Origin of the sequence: Streptomyces sp. NPDC051172, assembly GCF_040682555.1 — a bacterium.
Lineage (GTDB): Bacteria > Actinomycetota > Actinomycetes > Streptomycetales > Streptomycetaceae > Streptomyces.
Window position 1 is genome coordinate 128512 of sequence record NZ_JBFBBE010000016.1, and the last position, 15071, is coordinate 143582.

Here is a 15071-nt window from a genome sequence, read left to right on the forward strand (position 1 = left end):
GTGAGCGTTCACAGTAGAGAAACATCCCGGACACTTGTCAATGGTTGTTGCTGTGCGGTTATGTTGGGCTCGCACCGCCGCTGCTGTGTGTGAACGTTCCCAAATGATCGATGAAACGGGAGAGATCCATGCCGGAGACCAGCCCCAAGGGCCTCACCAGGCTCGCCTTCGGCGGGGACTACAACCCCGAGCAGTGGCCGGAAAGCGTCTGGCACGAGGACGTGCGGCTGATGCGGGAGGCCGGCGTCACCATGGTGAGTGTCGGGATCTTCTCCTGGGCGCTGCTGGAGCCCTCACCCGGCGTGTACGACTTCGGTTGGCTCGACCGCCTGCTCGACCTGCTGCACGAGAACGGCATCCGCGCCGACCTGGGCACACCCACCGTCTGCCCGCCGGTCTGGTTCTACCGGGCCCACCCCGAGGCCCTCCCCGTGACCCCCGAGGGCGTGCGCCACGAGTTCGGCTCCCGAGCCGCCATCTGCCACAGCAACGCCGACTACCGGGTGGCCGCCGCCGGCATCGCCACCCGGCTCGCCGAGCGCTACGGCAACCACCCGGCCCTGGCGATGTGGCACGTGCACAACGAGTACGGCGTCCCCGTCTCGGCCTGCTACTGCGATTCCTGCGCCGCCCACTTCCGCCGCTGGCTCGAGACCACGTACGAGAGTGTCGAAGCCGTCAACGAGGCCTGGGGCACGGCCTTCTGGGGCCAGCGTTACACGCACTTCGAGCAGATCAACCCGCCGCGCGCCACCCCGACGGCCGTCAACCCGGCCCAGGCGCTCGACTACAAACGCTTCGCCGACGCCACCATGCGCGAGAACTTCCGCATGGAGCGGGACATCCTGCACCGTCTGGCGCCCGGCATCCCGGTCACGACGAACTTCATGACCGCCCTCAGCCAGTGCGACTCCGTCGACTACTGGGCCTGGGGCCGCGAGGTCGACCTCGTCACCAACGACCACTACCTGATCACCGACGGCCGCCGCACCCACGTCAATCTCGCGATGGCCGCCGACCTCACCCGCTCCGTCGCCGGCGGCGCCCCCTGGCTGCTGCTCGAACACTCCACCTCGGGTGTCAACTGGCAGCCCCGCAACCCCGCCAAGGCCCCCGGCCAGATGGCCCGCAACTCCCTCGCCCACGTCGCCCGCGGCTCCGACGGCGCGATGTTCTTCCAGTGGCGCCAGTCAAGGCGCGGCGCCGAGAAGTTCCACTCGGCGATGCTCCCGCACGGCGGCACGGAGACCCGAGTGTGGCGCGAGGTCGTCGAACTGGGCGCCGCCCTCGACTTGTTGAGCCAGGTCCGCTCCACCCGCACCCGCGCCGATGCCGCCGTCCTGTGGGACTGGCACTCCTGGTGGGCGCAGAACCTCGAGTGGCGTCCCAGCGAGGACCACGATGCCCGTGAACGCGCCGACGCCTTCTACGAGACCCTCTACGACCGTCACCTCACAGTCGACTTCGCCCACCCGGAAGCCGACTTGTCGGCCTATCCCCTTGTCGTCGTGCCCGCCCTGTATCTGACGACGGAGGCGGCCGGCAACAACCTCAAGGAGTACGTCGAAGGCGGCGGCACCCTCGTCGTGTCGTACTTCTCGGGCATCGTCGACGAGCACGACACCGTGCACGAGGGCGCCTACCCGGGCGCGCTCAGGGACGTGCTCGGCCTGACGGTCGAGGAGTTCTCACCGCTGCTGCAGGGCCAGGCGGTGCGCCTCAGCGGCCCGGACGGCTCCGAGCTCAGCGGCGACGTGTGGACGGAGTTCGTCGTCCCGCGGGGCGCCGAGACCGTGTGGACCTACGCCGACGGCCTGACCGCGGGCCACCCCGCCGTCACCCGCCACCGCCTCGGGGAGGGCACCGCCTGGTACGTCTCCACCCGCCTCTGCGCGCAGGGCCTGGACGCCCTGCTCGGCTGGGCGATCGAGGACGCCCGCATCGCCCCGCGCGCCGACCTGCCCCGGGACGTCGAGGTGGTGCTGCGCACCGGCGAGTCGGGCAGCTATCTCTTCGCGATCAACCACACCGCCTCGGACGCCAAGGTGCCGCTGGAGTCGCACGGCACCGAGCTGCTGACCGGCGAACGCGCCGCGGGCCGTCTCGAAGTCCCCGCGGGAGCCGTCCGGGTCGTCCGACTCGACGGCTGAACCGACTCCCCTCCGCCCGTGTGTGCCACGAGAGCCGCGGGCGGAGGGGTTCCCCCCTCCGCACCCACCGGAGGGACACCCCATCCTCAGGGATCTCCCCATCCCCATTCGTCGAAGGGACGACGGACGACGATGTTCCATCCCAGACGTACCCTCAGGGCCCTGCTGCTGCCACTGGTGGCCGGGCTCGCCCTGGTCGCCCTGCCCGCACCCAGCGCGCAGGCCGCCGGCACCCTGACCAACGGCGGCTTCGAGTCCGACGGCACCGGAACCGCCACGCCGGCCGGCTGGTCGACATACTCGGCAGCCGGCCAGAACGCCGCCTCGTACACCGAGTCCGGTGGCCACAGCGGCAGCTACCGGCTGTCCCACTACTCCGCCTCCGCCTACAAGGTCGAGACGTACCAGTACCTGTCGGGGCTGACCAACGGCAGCTACACCCTCACCGCCTGGGTCCGCTCCAGCGGCGGGCAGAACTCCGCCTACATAGCCCTTAAGAACTGCGGCAGCGCGGACCAGCGCACCGATCTGCCGGTGTCCACCAGCAGCTGGGTCCGCATCGTCACGTCGATCAATGTGACCGGCAACCAGTGCACGATCAGCATCAACAGTGACGCGAACGCGGGCAACTGGATCAATGTTGACGACCTGACCTTCGCATCCGGCTCGACGGGCCTGTCGATCAAGGGTGCCGACATCTCCTCACTGGCCAAGAGCGAGGCCCTCGGCGGCGTCTACAGGACCAGCTCCGGCACCACCGGCGACGCGGTCACCATCCTCAAGAACGCCGGCATGAACTACGCGCGTCTGAAGGTGTGGGTCAACCCCGCCGACGGCTACAACGACAAGACGCACGTGCTGGCCATGGCCAAGCGCATCAAGGCGGCCGGGATGAAGCTCCTGGTCGACTTCCACTACTCGGACGCCTGGGCCGACCCAGGAGCCCAGAGCAAGCCCGCCACGTGGTCGGGGCATTCGTACAGTCAACTCAAGACGGATGTGTACAACCACACGTACGACGTGCTCAATGCGCTCAAGGCCCAGGGCACCACGGCCGACATGGTCCAGGTCGGCAACGAGATCAACGCCGGCATGCTGTGGTCGGAGGGATCCACGGACAACTGGCCGCAGCTCGCCGGCCTGATCAACTCCGGCTACAGCGCCGTCAAGGCCGTCTCCTCCGCCACCCAGGTCGCGCTGCACCTCGCCAACGCCTGTGACGACTCCACGGTCCGCTGGTGGTTCGACAACGCCAAGACGTACGGCATCGACTACGACGTGATCGGCCTCTCGTACTACGGCTACTGGCACGGCTCACTGGCCGCAGCACAGACCACCCTGGACGACGTGGTCTCCCGCTACGGCAAGCCGGTGTTCATCGCCGAGACGGCCTACCCGTTCCGGCTGGACAGCAAGGACTCGCTCACCAACCAGATCGACACCACCGGCGAGCTGGTCTCCGGCTATGCGGCCACCCAGGCGGGCCAGCTGGCCTGGATGAACGCCGTCGCGAACATCGTGGAGGCCGTTCCCGGCAACAAGGGCCTCGGCGTCTTCTCCTGGGAGGCGACCTGGACCGCGGTCACCGGCAACGGCTGGGACCCGACCGACTCCACCTCCGGCAACGGCTGGGAGAACCAGGCCCTCTTCGACTACGACAACAAGGCCACCTCGGCCACGAGCTGGTTCAGCCACCGCTGAACCTGTGTGGAGAGGGCCCGGTCGCAGGGGAGCGGCCGGGCCCTCGCCCATGGTCCCGGGCTAGGAACGCAGGGCAGAGGGGCCCTGCCCGCGGTCCGTCGGTGCCCGTGCCGTCCGGCCGGGCGGCCCCGGCGGCTTGTCGAGGTGTCCGAGCCACTCGCATATGAGCCGCCCCAGAAGCGCACCGCCGTAGACGACGAACCCCACCCCGACCAGCCAGGACTCCACCACCAGGACCGTGCCGACCGGGCCGTAGCTGATCGCGTTCGTGACCAGGAGCGGCGTGAAGACCAGATACGAGAAACCGCGCAGGCCCACCAGGCCCGCCATCGTGGCGAGCGCACCGGGCAGCAGATAGCGCCAGGGCACCCGGCGGCCGAGCAGGAAGTGCGGCCCCCACCAGAAGAACAGCACGCCGACGCCCATGCTGAGCAGGATGCGGGGCGGACCCTCCAGCACGGTCCGGGTCTCCACCTGTGCGTACAGATATGCCATGAGCATGATCAGCCAGACCGCGTGCCGCCAGAGGTGGTGCCAGGGAGCGGCGGCCGTCCTCCAGATCCGCTCATAGCCGTTCTGCACGCTCGAGGCGAAGGACATGCCGAAGAACGCGAGCAGCGCCAGGCTCAACGCGCTGGTCGTGCTGATCACCTTGCGGGTCGGGCCGAAGACATGCGCGAGCGCGTCGGCGGACCGGCCGTTCAGCGCCATGCCGTCCACCAGCCACAGCGCGAAGCCGCCGTGCCCGAGCGGATCCGCCGCGGCCACCACGATGAGCAGCGGCGCCAGGGTGACCAGGGCGAGCGTCGCGAACCCCATCGCCCGGTGCATCAACTCCAGTTCATTGCCGCGCCGGTGCAGCTCGGCAAGCCCCAGCCGGTGCCAGGCGGCCAGCCGTGACATGGGGACCACCCCTTCCTCCGGCCCGGGCTACCGGTGGTGATGTCCTGAGTGGCCAGGAACGCATCCCGGTAAACCTGATCGGGTGACGGGGCACCCGATGGGCATCCCTACACATGCCAGCATGAACTGTCCCGACCTCGACAAGGAGGTTTTCATGGACCGTCCCAGTGAACTCGTCCCGCTCCGGTACGTCGCCATCGGCGGCCGTGGCCCCGAGGACGTCGTCGCCGACGCCCACGGCCGGGTGCTGACCGGAGTGGAGGACGGCCGCATCCTGCGCATCGACGGCCTGACCGAGCCCTCGGCCCCCCGCGTCGAGGTGCTCGCCGAAACCGGCGGCCGGCCGCTCGGCCTCGAACTTCTCCCGGACGACGCCCTGTTGGTGTGCGACGCCGAACTCGGTCTGCTGCGCGTCGACCTCCGTGAGGGCATCGTGCGGATCCTCGCCGACTCGGTGGCGGGGGAGAGGCTGCGGTTCTGCAGCAATGCGGTCGCCCTGTCCGACGGCAGTGTCTGCTTCACCGTCTCCAGCCGCCGCTACCCGCTGGACCAGTGGATCGGCGACCTCGTCGAACACACCGGAACCGGCCGCCTGCTGCGCCTCGCCCCGGGCAGCGAAAGCCCCGAAGTACTGCTGGAGGGGCTCCAGTTCGCCAACGGGCTGGCGCTGAGTGCTGATGAATCGTTCCTGGTCGTCGCCGAGACCGGCGCCCGCAGGCTGACCCGCTACTGGCTCACCGGCGAGAAGACCGGACAGGGCGAACCCTTCGTGGAGAACCTCCCCGGCATGCCCGACAACCTCTGGCGGGCCGGCCCGGACGGTCCGGTCTGGGTCTCCCTGGCCGGCCCCCGCGTCCCCCCGCTCGACGTGCTGCACCGGACCGCCCCCGCCGTCCGCGCCGCCGCCGCCCGCATCGCCGTCCGCGCTCCCTACCGCCCCACCGGCACCATCGGCGCCCTCGCGGTCGACGACCAGGGGACGATCGTCCACCACCTCGCCCGCCGGCACTCCGGCTACCGCATGGTGACCAGCGTCTGCGAGGCCGCCGGGCAGCTGGTCCTGGGCAGCCTCTGGGAGCGAGGCATCGCCGTGTGCGAGCGACCGGTCCCGAAGTGACCCGGGCCTGGGCCGGGCGCTACCCTGTTGCCCGGCCGCGAGCACCCCTCGCGGCGCGGCGGTGGGGCCCGCCGTACCCGAACCGCGGCAGTGCTGCCGCCAACGGTCCCTACTTGCGAAGGAGCGGCGCCCGCATGCCCAGGGCCCCGGCGAGTAGGAGACGTACGACCATGACAGCCCCGGAAGCCGAGAGCGTGCGCGCCCGTCCCCGTAGCCCGCGACCGCCGGCCTGGCGCACCCAGGCCCCCGTCGTCGCGGTGGTCGCGCTCGGCGGCTCCCTCGGAGCCACCGCCCGCTACGCCCTGTCCCTGTGGTGGCCCACCCCGCCCGGCGGATTCCCCTGGGCGACCTTCTGGACCAACGTCGTCGGCTGCGCCGTGATCGGCGTGTTCATGGTCGTCATCACCGACGTATGGGCCGCCCACCGCCTCGTACGCCCCTTTTTCGGCACCGGCGTGCTCGGCGGCTTCACCACCTTCTCCACCTACGCCGTCGACATCCAGAAGCTGGTCGACGCCGGCCACCCGCGCACCGGGCTGGCCTACCTCGCCGCGACCCTGCTCGCGGCGCTCACGGCGGTCTGGCTCGCGGTCACCGCGGCCCGCCGCGTCCTGAAGTGGAGGCAGCCATGACGAGGCTGACCGGCAGCGCGCTGCGCGTGACCGTCTTCATCGGCGAGAACGACACCTGGTGGCACCACAAGCCCCTCTACTCGGAGATCGTCCACCGCGCCCACGCGGCCGGACTCGCCGGCGCCAGCGTCTTCCGCGGTATCGAGGGTTTCGGCGCCTCGTCCCTGATCCACACCTCGCGGCTGCTGTCGCTCAGCGAGGACCTGCCCGTCGCGATCGTCGTCGTCGACACCGAGGAACGCGTCCGCGCGTTCCTGCCGCAGCTCGACGAACTCGTCGGCGAGGGCCTCGTCATCCTCGACGACTGCGAGGTCATCCGCTACGTGGGCCGCGAGAACAGCTCCGACAAAACAGATAAGAAGGGTAAGAGATCGTTGTGAACTGGCTGTTGGTCGTCGCGGGCGCCACGGTCGGTGCCCCGCTGCGCTACCTCACCGACCGCGCGGTGCAGTCCCGCCACGACTCGGTCTTCCCCTGGGGTACCTTCGCGGTGAACGTCACCGGCTGCCTGATCCTCGGTCTGCTCACCGGCGCGGTGGCCGAGGGGGCCGCCGGACCGCATCTGCAGCTGCTCCTCGGAACCGGCCTGTGCGGGGCCCTGACGACGTACTCGACCTTCTCCTACGAGACCCTGCGGCTGACCGAGACCGGGGCGGGGCTCTACGCTGCCGCCAACGTCGTCGGGAGTGTGGCGGCGGGCCTCGGCGCGGCATTCGCCGGGGTGTCGATCGCCCAGGCCCTGTGGGGGTAGGCGACCGGCCCGACTCCCGCGTAGTAAGACTGTCTACAGCACTGTCGACCAACTCCTCAGAACTGGATCCCATGAGCGTCATCAACGTCGGTCAGGCCGCCGTCCTCGGAGTAGTGGAAGGGCTGACCGAGTTCCTGCCGGTCTCCTCCACCGGACATCTGAAGATCACCGAAGGCCTCATGAGCATCCCGGTCGACGACAAGGCCGTCGTCGGCTTCTCGGCCGTGATCCAGGTCGGCGCGATCGCCGCCGTGCTCCTGTACTTCTTCAAGGACATCGTGCGGATCGTCTCCGCCTGGGGCCGGGGTCTGCGCAACAAGGAGGAGCGCTACCACCACGACTACAAGTTCGCCTGGTGGGTCATCTACGCCACGATCCCCATCGTCGTGGTGGGCCTGGCCGCCAAGAAGCTCGTCGAGGGGCCGCTCGGTTCACTGTGGGTGGTGGCCGCTTCCCTGATCGTCGGGTCCGGTGTGATGTGGGCGGCGGACCAGATGGGCCGGCACAAACGCGGTGAGGACGACACCACGTTCAAGGACGCGATGCTGGTGGGCAGTGCACAGATCCTCGCCCTGCTCTTCCCCGGCTTCTCCCGCTCCGGCGCCACCATGTCCACGGCCCTGATCCTGGACCTGGACCGTGTGGCCGCCACTCGCCTGTCGTTCTTCCTCGGCATCCCGGCCCTGACCGGCGCCGGCCTGTACGAGCTCAAGGACGCCCTGGGCACGGGGGTGGGCGCCGCCCCGCTGGCCGTCGGCACGATCGTCTCCTTCGTCGTCGCCTACGCCTCCATCGCCTGGCTGCTGAAGTTCGTGGCGAAGCATTCCTTCAACGCCTTCGTCGTCTACCGGATCGTCGTCGGCGTGCTGCTCCTGGGTCTGCTCAGCACTGGTGGCCTCAGCAGCTGACCGCGGTCGCAGAGACGGGCGCCTCTCGGGGAGCCGGACATGGCCGCGGACGAGCTCTTGTCCGCGGCGGTGCCGAGCAGGCGCCGTATCCGCCGATTCCTCGCGGCGCCGCCCCGGAAAACACGCGTGCGTACGGGATCTCCGCCGTGCCACGATGGCGCGGGGAAGCGAGGTCTCGTGGACGAGATGAGGCGATTTCGCCGGGCGCTGGTCGCGTGGGCGGCCGGGGGAGCGGGGGCGAGTGCGGCCGCCGAGACGGCGCGGCAGCTGGCCGGCGGCGGTGTGCGGACGGTCGTGCTCGTCGAGGGAAGCAGTGATCAGGTCGCGCTCGAAGCGCTGGCCGCGCGGCATGGCCGTGACCTCGCTGCGCAAGGGGTTGCGGTGGTGCCGCTCGGCGGTGCGACGAACATCGGGCGTTTCCTCGATGTGTGCGGCCCTCCGGGACTCGGCCTCCCACTGGCCGGCCTCTGCGACATCGGCGAGGAGCGGCACTTCCGGCGACATCTGGAGCGGGTCGGGCTCGGGTCCGCTCGCACATACGCCGGACTGGAGGCACTCGGATTCCAGCTGTGCGTCGCCGACCTGGAGGACGAGCTGATCCGCGCGCTCGGGGCCGAAGGTGTGCAGCAGGTGATCGAGGCCCAGGGTGAGACGCGCCCCTTCCACACCTTCCAGGGCCAGCCGGCACAGCGGGAGCGGCCCGTGGAGCACCAACTGCGGCGCTTCATGGGCACCCACAGCGGCCGCAAGGCGCTCTACGCGCAGGCGATGGTCGAGCACCTGGACCTCGCGCGCGTCCCGAGGCCGCTGGACCGGCTCCTTGCGTACGTGTGACAACAGCTCGGATGCGTGAGTGGCGCCTGGCTGGGGACTTGGGGGTGAAGCCGGGTTGTGCGGCGTTCCCCTGGGGGGCCGACCCGGCCAGGCTCCTCTGGTTCAGACAGCGAGCCGGGGGAGCCGCCGCCTGGTCAGGACACGGTGCCCTGCTCGCAGACCCGGCGGGCGACCTCGTGAAGTTTGATGTTGTTCTCCTGTGAGAAGCGCCGAAGGGTGTCGAATGCCTGCTCCTCGGTGAGGTGGTGGGCGCCCATGAGGATGCCCATGGCCTCGCCGATGATGTGGCGGGTGGAGACGGCCCGTTCCATCTGGGCCTGCGTGCGGGCGCTGGAGAAGGCGACCGCGGCGTGGGAGGCCAGCAGCCAGCCGGCCAGCTCGCTGGCCTCGGTGAAGACGCCGGGCTTGCGGGAGTAGAGGTTCAGCGCACCGAGCTCTTCGTCCTCGGTGAACAGCAGGAATCCCATCATGCTGCCCACGCCGAGGGCGTGTGCCTGTGGGGCGTAGTCGGGCCAGTGCGGCTGCTCCCGGGTGAAGTCGGCGATACGGAAGACCCGCTCGCCCTCCGCGGTGCGGGCGGCATCGAAGCACGGCCCTTCGCCCAGCCGCTCCTGCAACTGGTCACTGTCGACGACCAGCTTCTCCGTGGGCGCCAGTGTCTCCACCGCTGTGCCGTGCAGCATCAGAATGCCGGCCGCGTCACAGCCCTCCACCAGCTCGGTCGCCGAGTGGGTGATCCGTTCCAGGGTGGCGTGGACCGAATCCTGGGCAAGGAGATCCCGGGCCATCGACGCCATCTGCTGCGCGAATCGACCCCAGTCCATACCGTCCTCCGTGTGCCGGCTCGTTCTCGTCAAGAAGCCGTCTACCCAGCTTCTCTGTCGCATCCCTTGACAGTGCCCGCCCGTGACCCGCAGGATCGCTCCCGTGAACCTGTCAGACAGCAAGACAGCCAGTCAGGGTCCGCGGCGCATCAGCGCCATGGAAGCGGTCCTGGCGCACCTGCGCTCCGCCATCGAGAACGGCGAGTACGCCGTGGGGGACAAGCTCCCCTCCGAGGCGGAGCTGTGCCGCGCCCTCGAGGTCAGCCGGCCCGTGCTCCGCGAGGCCCTCAGGGCCCTGCAGACGATGGGTCTGACCGTCTCCAAGACGGGCAAGGGCACCTTCGTCGTGGCCAACACCGTCGAGGACCCCACCTTCGGCGACTACGCGGCCAGCGATCTGCTGGAGGTGCGCCGCCACGTGGAGATCCCGGTGGCGGGCTACGCGGCGGTGCGCCGCACGCCCGAGGACCTCGACCACCTGGCGCACCTGCTGGAGCGCATGGAGCGGGAGACCGACACCACCTCGTGGGTCGCCCTAGACACGCTGTTCCACCTCGCTGTCGCCCAGGCCGCCCAGAACCCGGTCTTCCGCCGGGTCATCGAGGAGATCCGCGACGCACTGGCGCGTCAGTCGGCCTTCCTCAACCAGTTGGGCGGACGCCGCGAGCAGTCCAACCGCGAGCACCGGGCGATCGTCGAGGCGCTGATGGACGGTTCCGAACTCGATGCGGTGGACGCCATGGCGCACCACCTCGACCGCGTCGAGACGACCCTCACCGACATCGTGCGCCCCGCGCGCACGGACATCCCCACGGAAGGCGGACCCGAGGCGTGAGCGAGCACCTCAAAGAAGAGACGCGCACACCGGCCGCACATGTCGACGCAGGCGACGAGGGCTACAGCAAGTCGCTGAAGTCCCGGCACGTCAACATGATCGCCATCGGCGGTGCGATCGGCACCGGTCTCTTCCTCGGCGCGGGCGGCCGGCTCGCCGACGCCGGCCCGTCCCTGTTCATCGCCTACGCGGTCTGCGGCATATTCGCCTTCCTGGTGGTGCGCGCCCTCGGTGAACTCGTCCTGTACCGGCCCTCGTCCGGCGCCTTCGTCTCCTACGCCCGGGAGTTCCTGGGCGAGAAGGGTGCCTACACCGCGGGCTGGATGTACTTCCTGAACTGGGCGACCACCGGCATCGCCGACATCACCGCGGTGGCCACCTACACGCACTACTGGGGCATGTTCTCCGACATCCCTCAATGGTTGATCGCATTGATCGCCCTGGCCGTCGTCCTGACGGTCAACCTGATCTCGGTCAAGATCTTCGGTGAGCTGGAGTTCTGGTTCGCCATCGTCAAGGTCAGTGCGCTCGTGGTCTTCATGTGCATCGGCATCTTCCTGCTGGTCACCCAGCACCCCGTCGACGGCGCCCACCCCGGGCCGTCCCTGATCACCGACAACGGCGGCGTCTTCCCCAACGGCCTGCTGCCCATGCTGCTGATCATCCAGGGCGTCGTCTTCGCCTACGCCTCCGTCGAGCTGGTGGGCGTCGCCGCGGGTGAGACCCAGAACCCCGAGAAGATCATGCCGAAGGCGATCAACTCGATCATGTGGCGAGTCGGCCTCTTCTACGTCGGCTCGGTCGTCCTGCTCTCGATGCTGCTGCCCTGGAACAAGTACAGCGCCGCCGAGAGCCCCTTCGTGACCGTGCTGTCCCACATCGGCATTCCGGCGGCCGGCGGCGTGATGAACCTCGTCGTCCTCACCGCGGCCATGTCCTCGCTCAACTCCGGCCTGTACTCCACCGGCCGCATCCTGCGCTCCATGGCGATGTCCGGTTCCGCACCCAAGTTCACCTCGGTGATGAGCCGCAGCCAGGTCCCGTACGGCGGCATACTGCTCACCAGCGGTATCTGTGTGCTGGGCGTCGGCCTCAACTTCGTGGTCCCGGCGGACGCCTTCGAGATCGTCCTGAACTTCGCGGCGATCGGCATCCTCTCCACCTGGGGCATGATCATGATCTGTCACCTCCTCTTCTGGAAGAAGACCCAGAAGGGCGAGCTGACCCGCCCCGGCTACCGACTGCCGGGCTCCCCCTGGACCGAAATCGTGACGCTGGCCTTCCTCGCCTCCGTCCTGGTCCTCATGTACGCCGACGGAGGCGCCGGCCGCACCACCGTGCTGTGCCTGCCGCTGATCGTCGGAGCGCTCGTCGCAGGCTGGTACGTCATCCGCGGCCGGCTGCAGCGCACCTCAGCCAAGGCCGACGCGTAACCCGGCGCCGGCTCCAGACAACCCAGAAGTGAACAGGCAGTGATGTACAGCAGCTCTCACGCGGAAGCCCCCGCGATCCGCGAACCCCTCCACGCGCCCGTCGCGCACGTCGTCCGCGGCGGAGTGACCGAGGGCGTCCACTACGGCTCCGTGGTCGTCCTGGGGGCGGACGGTGAGGTCGAGTTCCAGCTCGGCGACATCGAGGCCGCCTTCTACCCGCGCTCCTCGCTCAAGCCCGTCCAGGCCGCCGCCATGGTGCGGGCGGGTCTGCCGCTGGAGGGGGAACTGCTCTCGCTCGCCGCAGCCAGCCACTCCGGCGAGGAACGCCACCTCGCCGGAACCCGGCGAATCCTGGAACTGGCGGGCGTCACGGAGGACGACCTGCGCAACGTCAAGGACATGCCGTACGACCCGGCGGTCCGCGACATGTGGATACGCGAGGGCCGTGAGCCCTCCCGCCCGGCCCAGAACTGCTCCGGCAAGCACGCGGCCATGCTGTACACCTGCAAGCTCAACGGCTGGTCCCTCGACGGCTACCTCGACCCGCAGCACCCGCTCCAGCAGGCGATCGCCGAGATCGTCGAGGACCTCACGGGGCAGCGGATCGCCCGGGTCACCGTCGACGGGTGCGGCGCCCCTCTCTTCTCCATCTCCCTGCACGGCCTCGCCCGGGCCACGGCCCGCATCACCACGGCGGCCCCGGGCACTCCGGAGGCCCGGGTCGCGGACGCCATGCGTGAGCACGCCGAGATGGCCTCCGGTACCGACCGTGATGTCGCCGCCCTGATGCGGGCCGTCCCCGGGCTTCTCGCGAAGGACGGTTTCGAGGGCGTCGAGGTCGCCGCCCTGGCCGACGGCCGGGCGGTCGCCGTCAAGATCTCCGACGGCGCGAACCGGGCCCGGATCCCCGTCACCGCCGCCGCCCTCGCCAGGGCCGGCGTCGACCCCGCCCTCCTCACCCGGTTCGCGGGCGAACCCCTCCTCGGCGGAGGCGAACCGGTCGGCCAGATCCGCCCGGTCCGCGCGCTGGAGCCCCTCACCGTCCGGGCCTGCGCCTGAGGGCCGGTGTCACATCCCCGCCCGTGCGCGCCTTGCCCGGGACACACGCCTGGTGGCTCCCCCACTGTCGACTTCGCGCAAGTGGGCGACCCGGCCGCCGTGTGCTGATCAGACCGGGGATGTGACACAGGCCCTGACGGCTCCGGTGGCCACCGAGTGTGCGCGGTGGCCACCGGCGGACCACCGGATCCGGCCGTGGGACCGCCTGATCCACGCGGTCGGCTCACCACCGGCCGGCCCCCGAACCACCGGCCCCGTCACCACCGGGCCGGTGTCTCGACCGGCTCGGGCGGGCGTCACCCCGTACCGCCCGAGCCGGATCCACCCCACCCCGACGTCGCCTGCCACCCAACCCTCACCACCCTCAGAAAGAGGATCCGCACCTCATGACCGCCGCCACCCGCAGCGAACACGACCTTCTCGGAGACCGCGACGTCCCCGCCGACGCCTACTGGGGTGTGCACACCCTGCGCGCCACGGAGAACTTCCCCATCACGGGCACCCCGATCTCCGCCTACCCGCACCTGATCGACGCCCTCGCCGCCGTCAAGGAGGCCGCCGCCCTCGCCAACGAGGAACTCGGCCTGCTGGAGCCGAAGAAGGCCGCCGCCATCGTCGAGGCCTGCCGCGAGATCCGCGACGGCAAGCTGCACGACCAGTTCGTCGTCGACGTCATCCAGGGCGGCGCCGGCACCTCGACCAACATGAACGCCAACGAGGTCGTCGCCAACCGGGCGCTGGAGCTGCTGGGCTTCGAGAAGGGCCAGTACCGGCACCTGCACCCCAATGAGGATGTCAACCTCGGCCAGTCGACCAATGACGTCTACCCGACCGCCGTCAAGATAGCGACGGTCTTCGCGGTACGTGGACTGCTCAAGACGATGTCCGTACTGCAGGACGCTTTCGCCCGCAAGGCCGTCGAGTTCCGCAACGTGCTCAAGATGGGCCGTACACAGTTGCAGGACGCGGTGCCGATGACGCTCGGTCAGGAGTTCTCCGCGTATGCCGTCATGATTGACGAGGACCGTAACCGTCTTGACGAGGCCGTCCAGTTGATCCACGAGATCAACCTGGGTGCCACGGCCATCGGCACCGGACTCAACGCCCCCGCCGGATACGCCGAGTCGGCCCGCCGCCACCTCGCCGACATCACCGGTCTGCCCCTGGTCACTGCCGCCAACCTGGTCGAAGCCACCCAGGACTGCGGCGCGTTCGTGCAGATGTCCGGCGTGCTCAAGCGGATCGCCGTCAAGCTCTCCAAGAGCTGCAACGACCTGCGGCTGCTGTCCTCGGGGCCGCGCGCGGGCCTCGGTGAGATCAACCTGCCGCCGGTACAGGCCGGTTCGTCCATCATGCCCGGCAAGGTCAACCCGGTGATCCCCGAGGTCGTCAACCAGGTCGCCTTCGAGGTGATCGGCAACGACGTCACCATCACCATGGCCGCCGAGGCCGGACAGCTCCAGCTCAACGCCTTCGAGCCGATCATCCTGCACTCCCTGTCGGAGTCCATCACCCATCTGCAGAGCGCCTGCCTGACGCTCGCCGAGCGGTGCGTCGACGGCATCACCGCCAACACCGAGGCGCTGCGCGCGAGCGTGGAGAACTCCATCGGCCTGGTGACCGCCCTCAACCCGCACATCGGGTACACGGCCGCCACCGACATCGCCAAGGAGGCCCTCGTCACCGGCCGGGGCGTCGCCGAACTCGTCCTGGAGAAGGGCCTGTTGCCCGCCGAACGGCTCGCCGACCTGCTGCGGCCCGAGGTCCTCGCGGGCAGCGGCCCCGCCCTCGCCTGAGCCACGGCAGCGCGCCAGAATCGACCCGGAGGCCAACACCGTTGCGTTTACGTCCGTGAGCGGTTTGCGAGTCCGTGTTCGAAGAACGTGACGGTGGCGTGGATGGTGTAGTTCTGGCTGGTCCTGGG

14 protein-coding genes are annotated in these 15071 nt (G+C 69.6%); 12 read left to right on the forward strand and 2 right to left on the reverse strand.

The genetic code is table 11. From position 1 onward, the window contains the following. Positions 1-128 precede the first annotated feature (128 nt). Both AB0N07_RS12830 and AB0N07_RS12835 read left to right on the forward strand, forming a co-directional pair. Positions 129-2150, forward strand: coding sequence for a beta-galactosidase (locus AB0N07_RS12830; RefSeq protein WP_365834265.1), 2022 nt, complete (start codon positions 129-131; stop codon positions 2148-2150). A gap of 132 nt (positions 2151-2282) precedes the next feature. Further along, the gene (locus AB0N07_RS12835; RefSeq protein ID WP_365834266.1) at positions 2283-3851 is read left to right on the forward strand and encodes a glycosyl hydrolase 53 family protein; all 1569 of its coding nucleotides are present in this window, start codon (positions 2283-2285) and stop codon (positions 3849-3851) included. Between the two features lie 60 nt (positions 3852-3911). On the opposite strand, the gene AB0N07_RS12840 is transcribed toward AB0N07_RS12835, so the two are convergent. After that, positions 3912-4754, reverse strand: coding sequence for a ribonuclease BN (locus AB0N07_RS12840; RefSeq protein ID WP_365834267.1), 843 nt, complete (start codon positions 4752-4754; stop codon positions 3912-3914). A gap of 154 nt (positions 4755-4908) precedes the next feature. Here AB0N07_RS12840 and AB0N07_RS12845 point away from each other — a divergent pair, with 154 nt between their 5' ends. The 6 genes from AB0N07_RS12845 to AB0N07_RS12870 all read left to right on the forward strand — a co-directional run bounded on the left by AB0N07_RS12845 (position 4909) and on the right by AB0N07_RS12870 (position 8996). Continuing rightward, positions 4909-5871 carry an SMP-30/gluconolactonase/LRE family protein gene (locus AB0N07_RS12845; RefSeq protein WP_365834268.1) on the forward strand — a complete coding sequence of 321 codons (963 nt, stop codon included), beginning with the start codon at positions 4909-4911 and terminating at the stop codon, positions 5869-5871. Positions 5872-6041: 170 nt separating this feature from the next. Further along, the gene (gene crcB, locus AB0N07_RS12850) at positions 6042-6503 is read left to right on the forward strand and encodes a fluoride efflux transporter CrcB (RefSeq protein WP_365834269.1); all 462 of its coding nucleotides are present in this window, start codon (positions 6042-6044) and stop codon (positions 6501-6503) included. Beyond that, on the forward strand, positions 6500-6883 hold the full coding sequence (locus AB0N07_RS12855) for a DUF190 domain-containing protein (protein ID WP_365834270.1): 384 nt from the start codon (positions 6500-6502) through the stop codon (positions 6881-6883). Before crcB (AB0N07_RS12850) ends, AB0N07_RS12855 begins: the two co-directional genes overlap by 4 nt. Then, positions 6880-7254, forward strand: a complete 375-nt coding sequence (crcB, locus tag AB0N07_RS12860) for a fluoride efflux transporter CrcB (protein ID WP_365834271.1) — start codon at positions 6880-6882, stop codon at positions 7252-7254. The genes AB0N07_RS12855 and crcB (AB0N07_RS12860) overlap by 4 nt, the downstream gene beginning before the upstream one ends. A gap of 71 nt (positions 7255-7325) precedes the next feature. Beyond that, entirely contained in the window at positions 7326-8162 is an 837-nt protein-coding gene (locus tag AB0N07_RS12865) for an undecaprenyl-diphosphate phosphatase (RefSeq protein WP_365834272.1), read from the forward strand. Between the two features lie 177 nt (positions 8163-8339). Beyond that, entirely contained in the window at positions 8340-8996 is a 657-nt protein-coding gene (locus AB0N07_RS12870; protein ID WP_365834273.1) for an ATP-dependent endonuclease, read from the forward strand. Positions 8997-9130: 134 nt separating this feature from the next. Here the strand turns inward: AB0N07_RS12870 and AB0N07_RS12875 are convergent, their stop codons facing one another. Then, positions 9131-9820: a GAF and ANTAR domain-containing protein gene (locus tag AB0N07_RS12875; protein ID WP_365834274.1), complete on the reverse strand. Its 690-nt coding sequence runs from the start codon at positions 9818-9820 to the stop codon at positions 9131-9133. Between the two features lie 157 nt (positions 9821-9977). On the opposite strand from AB0N07_RS12875, the gene AB0N07_RS12880 reads away from it, so the two are divergent. From AB0N07_RS12880 to aspA, 4 genes are all read left to right on the forward strand, one after another. After that, positions 9978-10655, forward strand: coding sequence for a FadR/GntR family transcriptional regulator (locus AB0N07_RS12880; protein ID WP_365834280.1), 678 nt, complete (start codon positions 9978-9980; stop codon positions 10653-10655). Further along, positions 10652-12088, forward strand: coding sequence for an amino acid permease (locus AB0N07_RS12885; protein WP_365834275.1), 1437 nt, complete (start codon positions 10652-10654; stop codon positions 12086-12088). Before AB0N07_RS12880 ends, AB0N07_RS12885 begins: the two co-directional genes overlap by 4 nt. Positions 12089-12130: 42 nt before the next feature. After that, a complete protein-coding gene (locus tag AB0N07_RS12890) occupies positions 12131-13147 on the forward strand; it encodes an asparaginase (protein WP_365834276.1) in 1017 nt (338 codons plus the stop codon). A gap of 386 nt (positions 13148-13533) precedes the next feature. Beyond that, positions 13534-14943, forward strand: a complete 1410-nt coding sequence (gene aspA / locus AB0N07_RS12895; RefSeq protein ID WP_365834277.1) for an aspartate ammonia-lyase — start codon at positions 13534-13536, stop codon at positions 14941-14943. The last annotated feature ends 128 nt before the right edge of the window (positions 14944-15071 follow it).

What these genes read in the sequence shown, in the direction of transcription:
- AB0N07_RS12855 (WP_365834270.1), top strand. Translation starts at nt 6,500, where the DNA reads ATGACGAGGCTGACCGGCAGCGCGCTGCGCGTGACCGTCTTCATCGGC.
- crcB (WP_365834269.1), top strand. Translation starts at nt 6,042, where the DNA reads ATGACAGCCCCGGAAGCCGAGAGCGTGCGCGCCCGTCCCCGTAGCCCG.
- AB0N07_RS12880 (WP_365834280.1), top strand. Translation starts at nt 9,978, where the DNA reads ATGGAAGCGGTCCTGGCGCACCTGCGCTCCGCCATCGAGAACGGCGAG.
- AB0N07_RS12845 (WP_365834268.1), top strand. Translation starts at nt 4,909, where the DNA reads ATGGACCGTCCCAGTGAACTCGTCCCGCTCCGGTACGTCGCCATCGGC.
- AB0N07_RS12835 (WP_365834266.1), top strand. Translation starts at nt 2,283, where the DNA reads ATGTTCCATCCCAGACGTACCCTCAGGGCCCTGCTGCTGCCACTGGTG.
- AB0N07_RS12840 (WP_365834267.1), bottom strand. Translation starts at nt 4,754, where the DNA reads ATGTCACGGCTGGCCGCCTGGCACCGGCTGGGGCTTGCCGAGCTGCAC.
- AB0N07_RS12875 (WP_365834274.1), bottom strand. Translation starts at nt 9,820, where the DNA reads ATGGACTGGGGTCGATTCGCGCAGCAGATGGCGTCGATGGCCCGGGAT.
- AB0N07_RS12830 (WP_365834265.1), top strand. Translation starts at nt 129, where the DNA reads ATGCCGGAGACCAGCCCCAAGGGCCTCACCAGGCTCGCCTTCGGCGGG.
- aspA (WP_365834277.1), top strand. Translation starts at nt 13,534, where the DNA reads ATGACCGCCGCCACCCGCAGCGAACACGACCTTCTCGGAGACCGCGAC.
- AB0N07_RS12865 (WP_365834272.1), top strand. Translation starts at nt 7,326, where the DNA reads ATGAGCGTCATCAACGTCGGTCAGGCCGCCGTCCTCGGAGTAGTGGAA.
- AB0N07_RS12890 (WP_365834276.1), top strand. Translation starts at nt 12,131, where the DNA reads ATGTACAGCAGCTCTCACGCGGAAGCCCCCGCGATCCGCGAACCCCTC.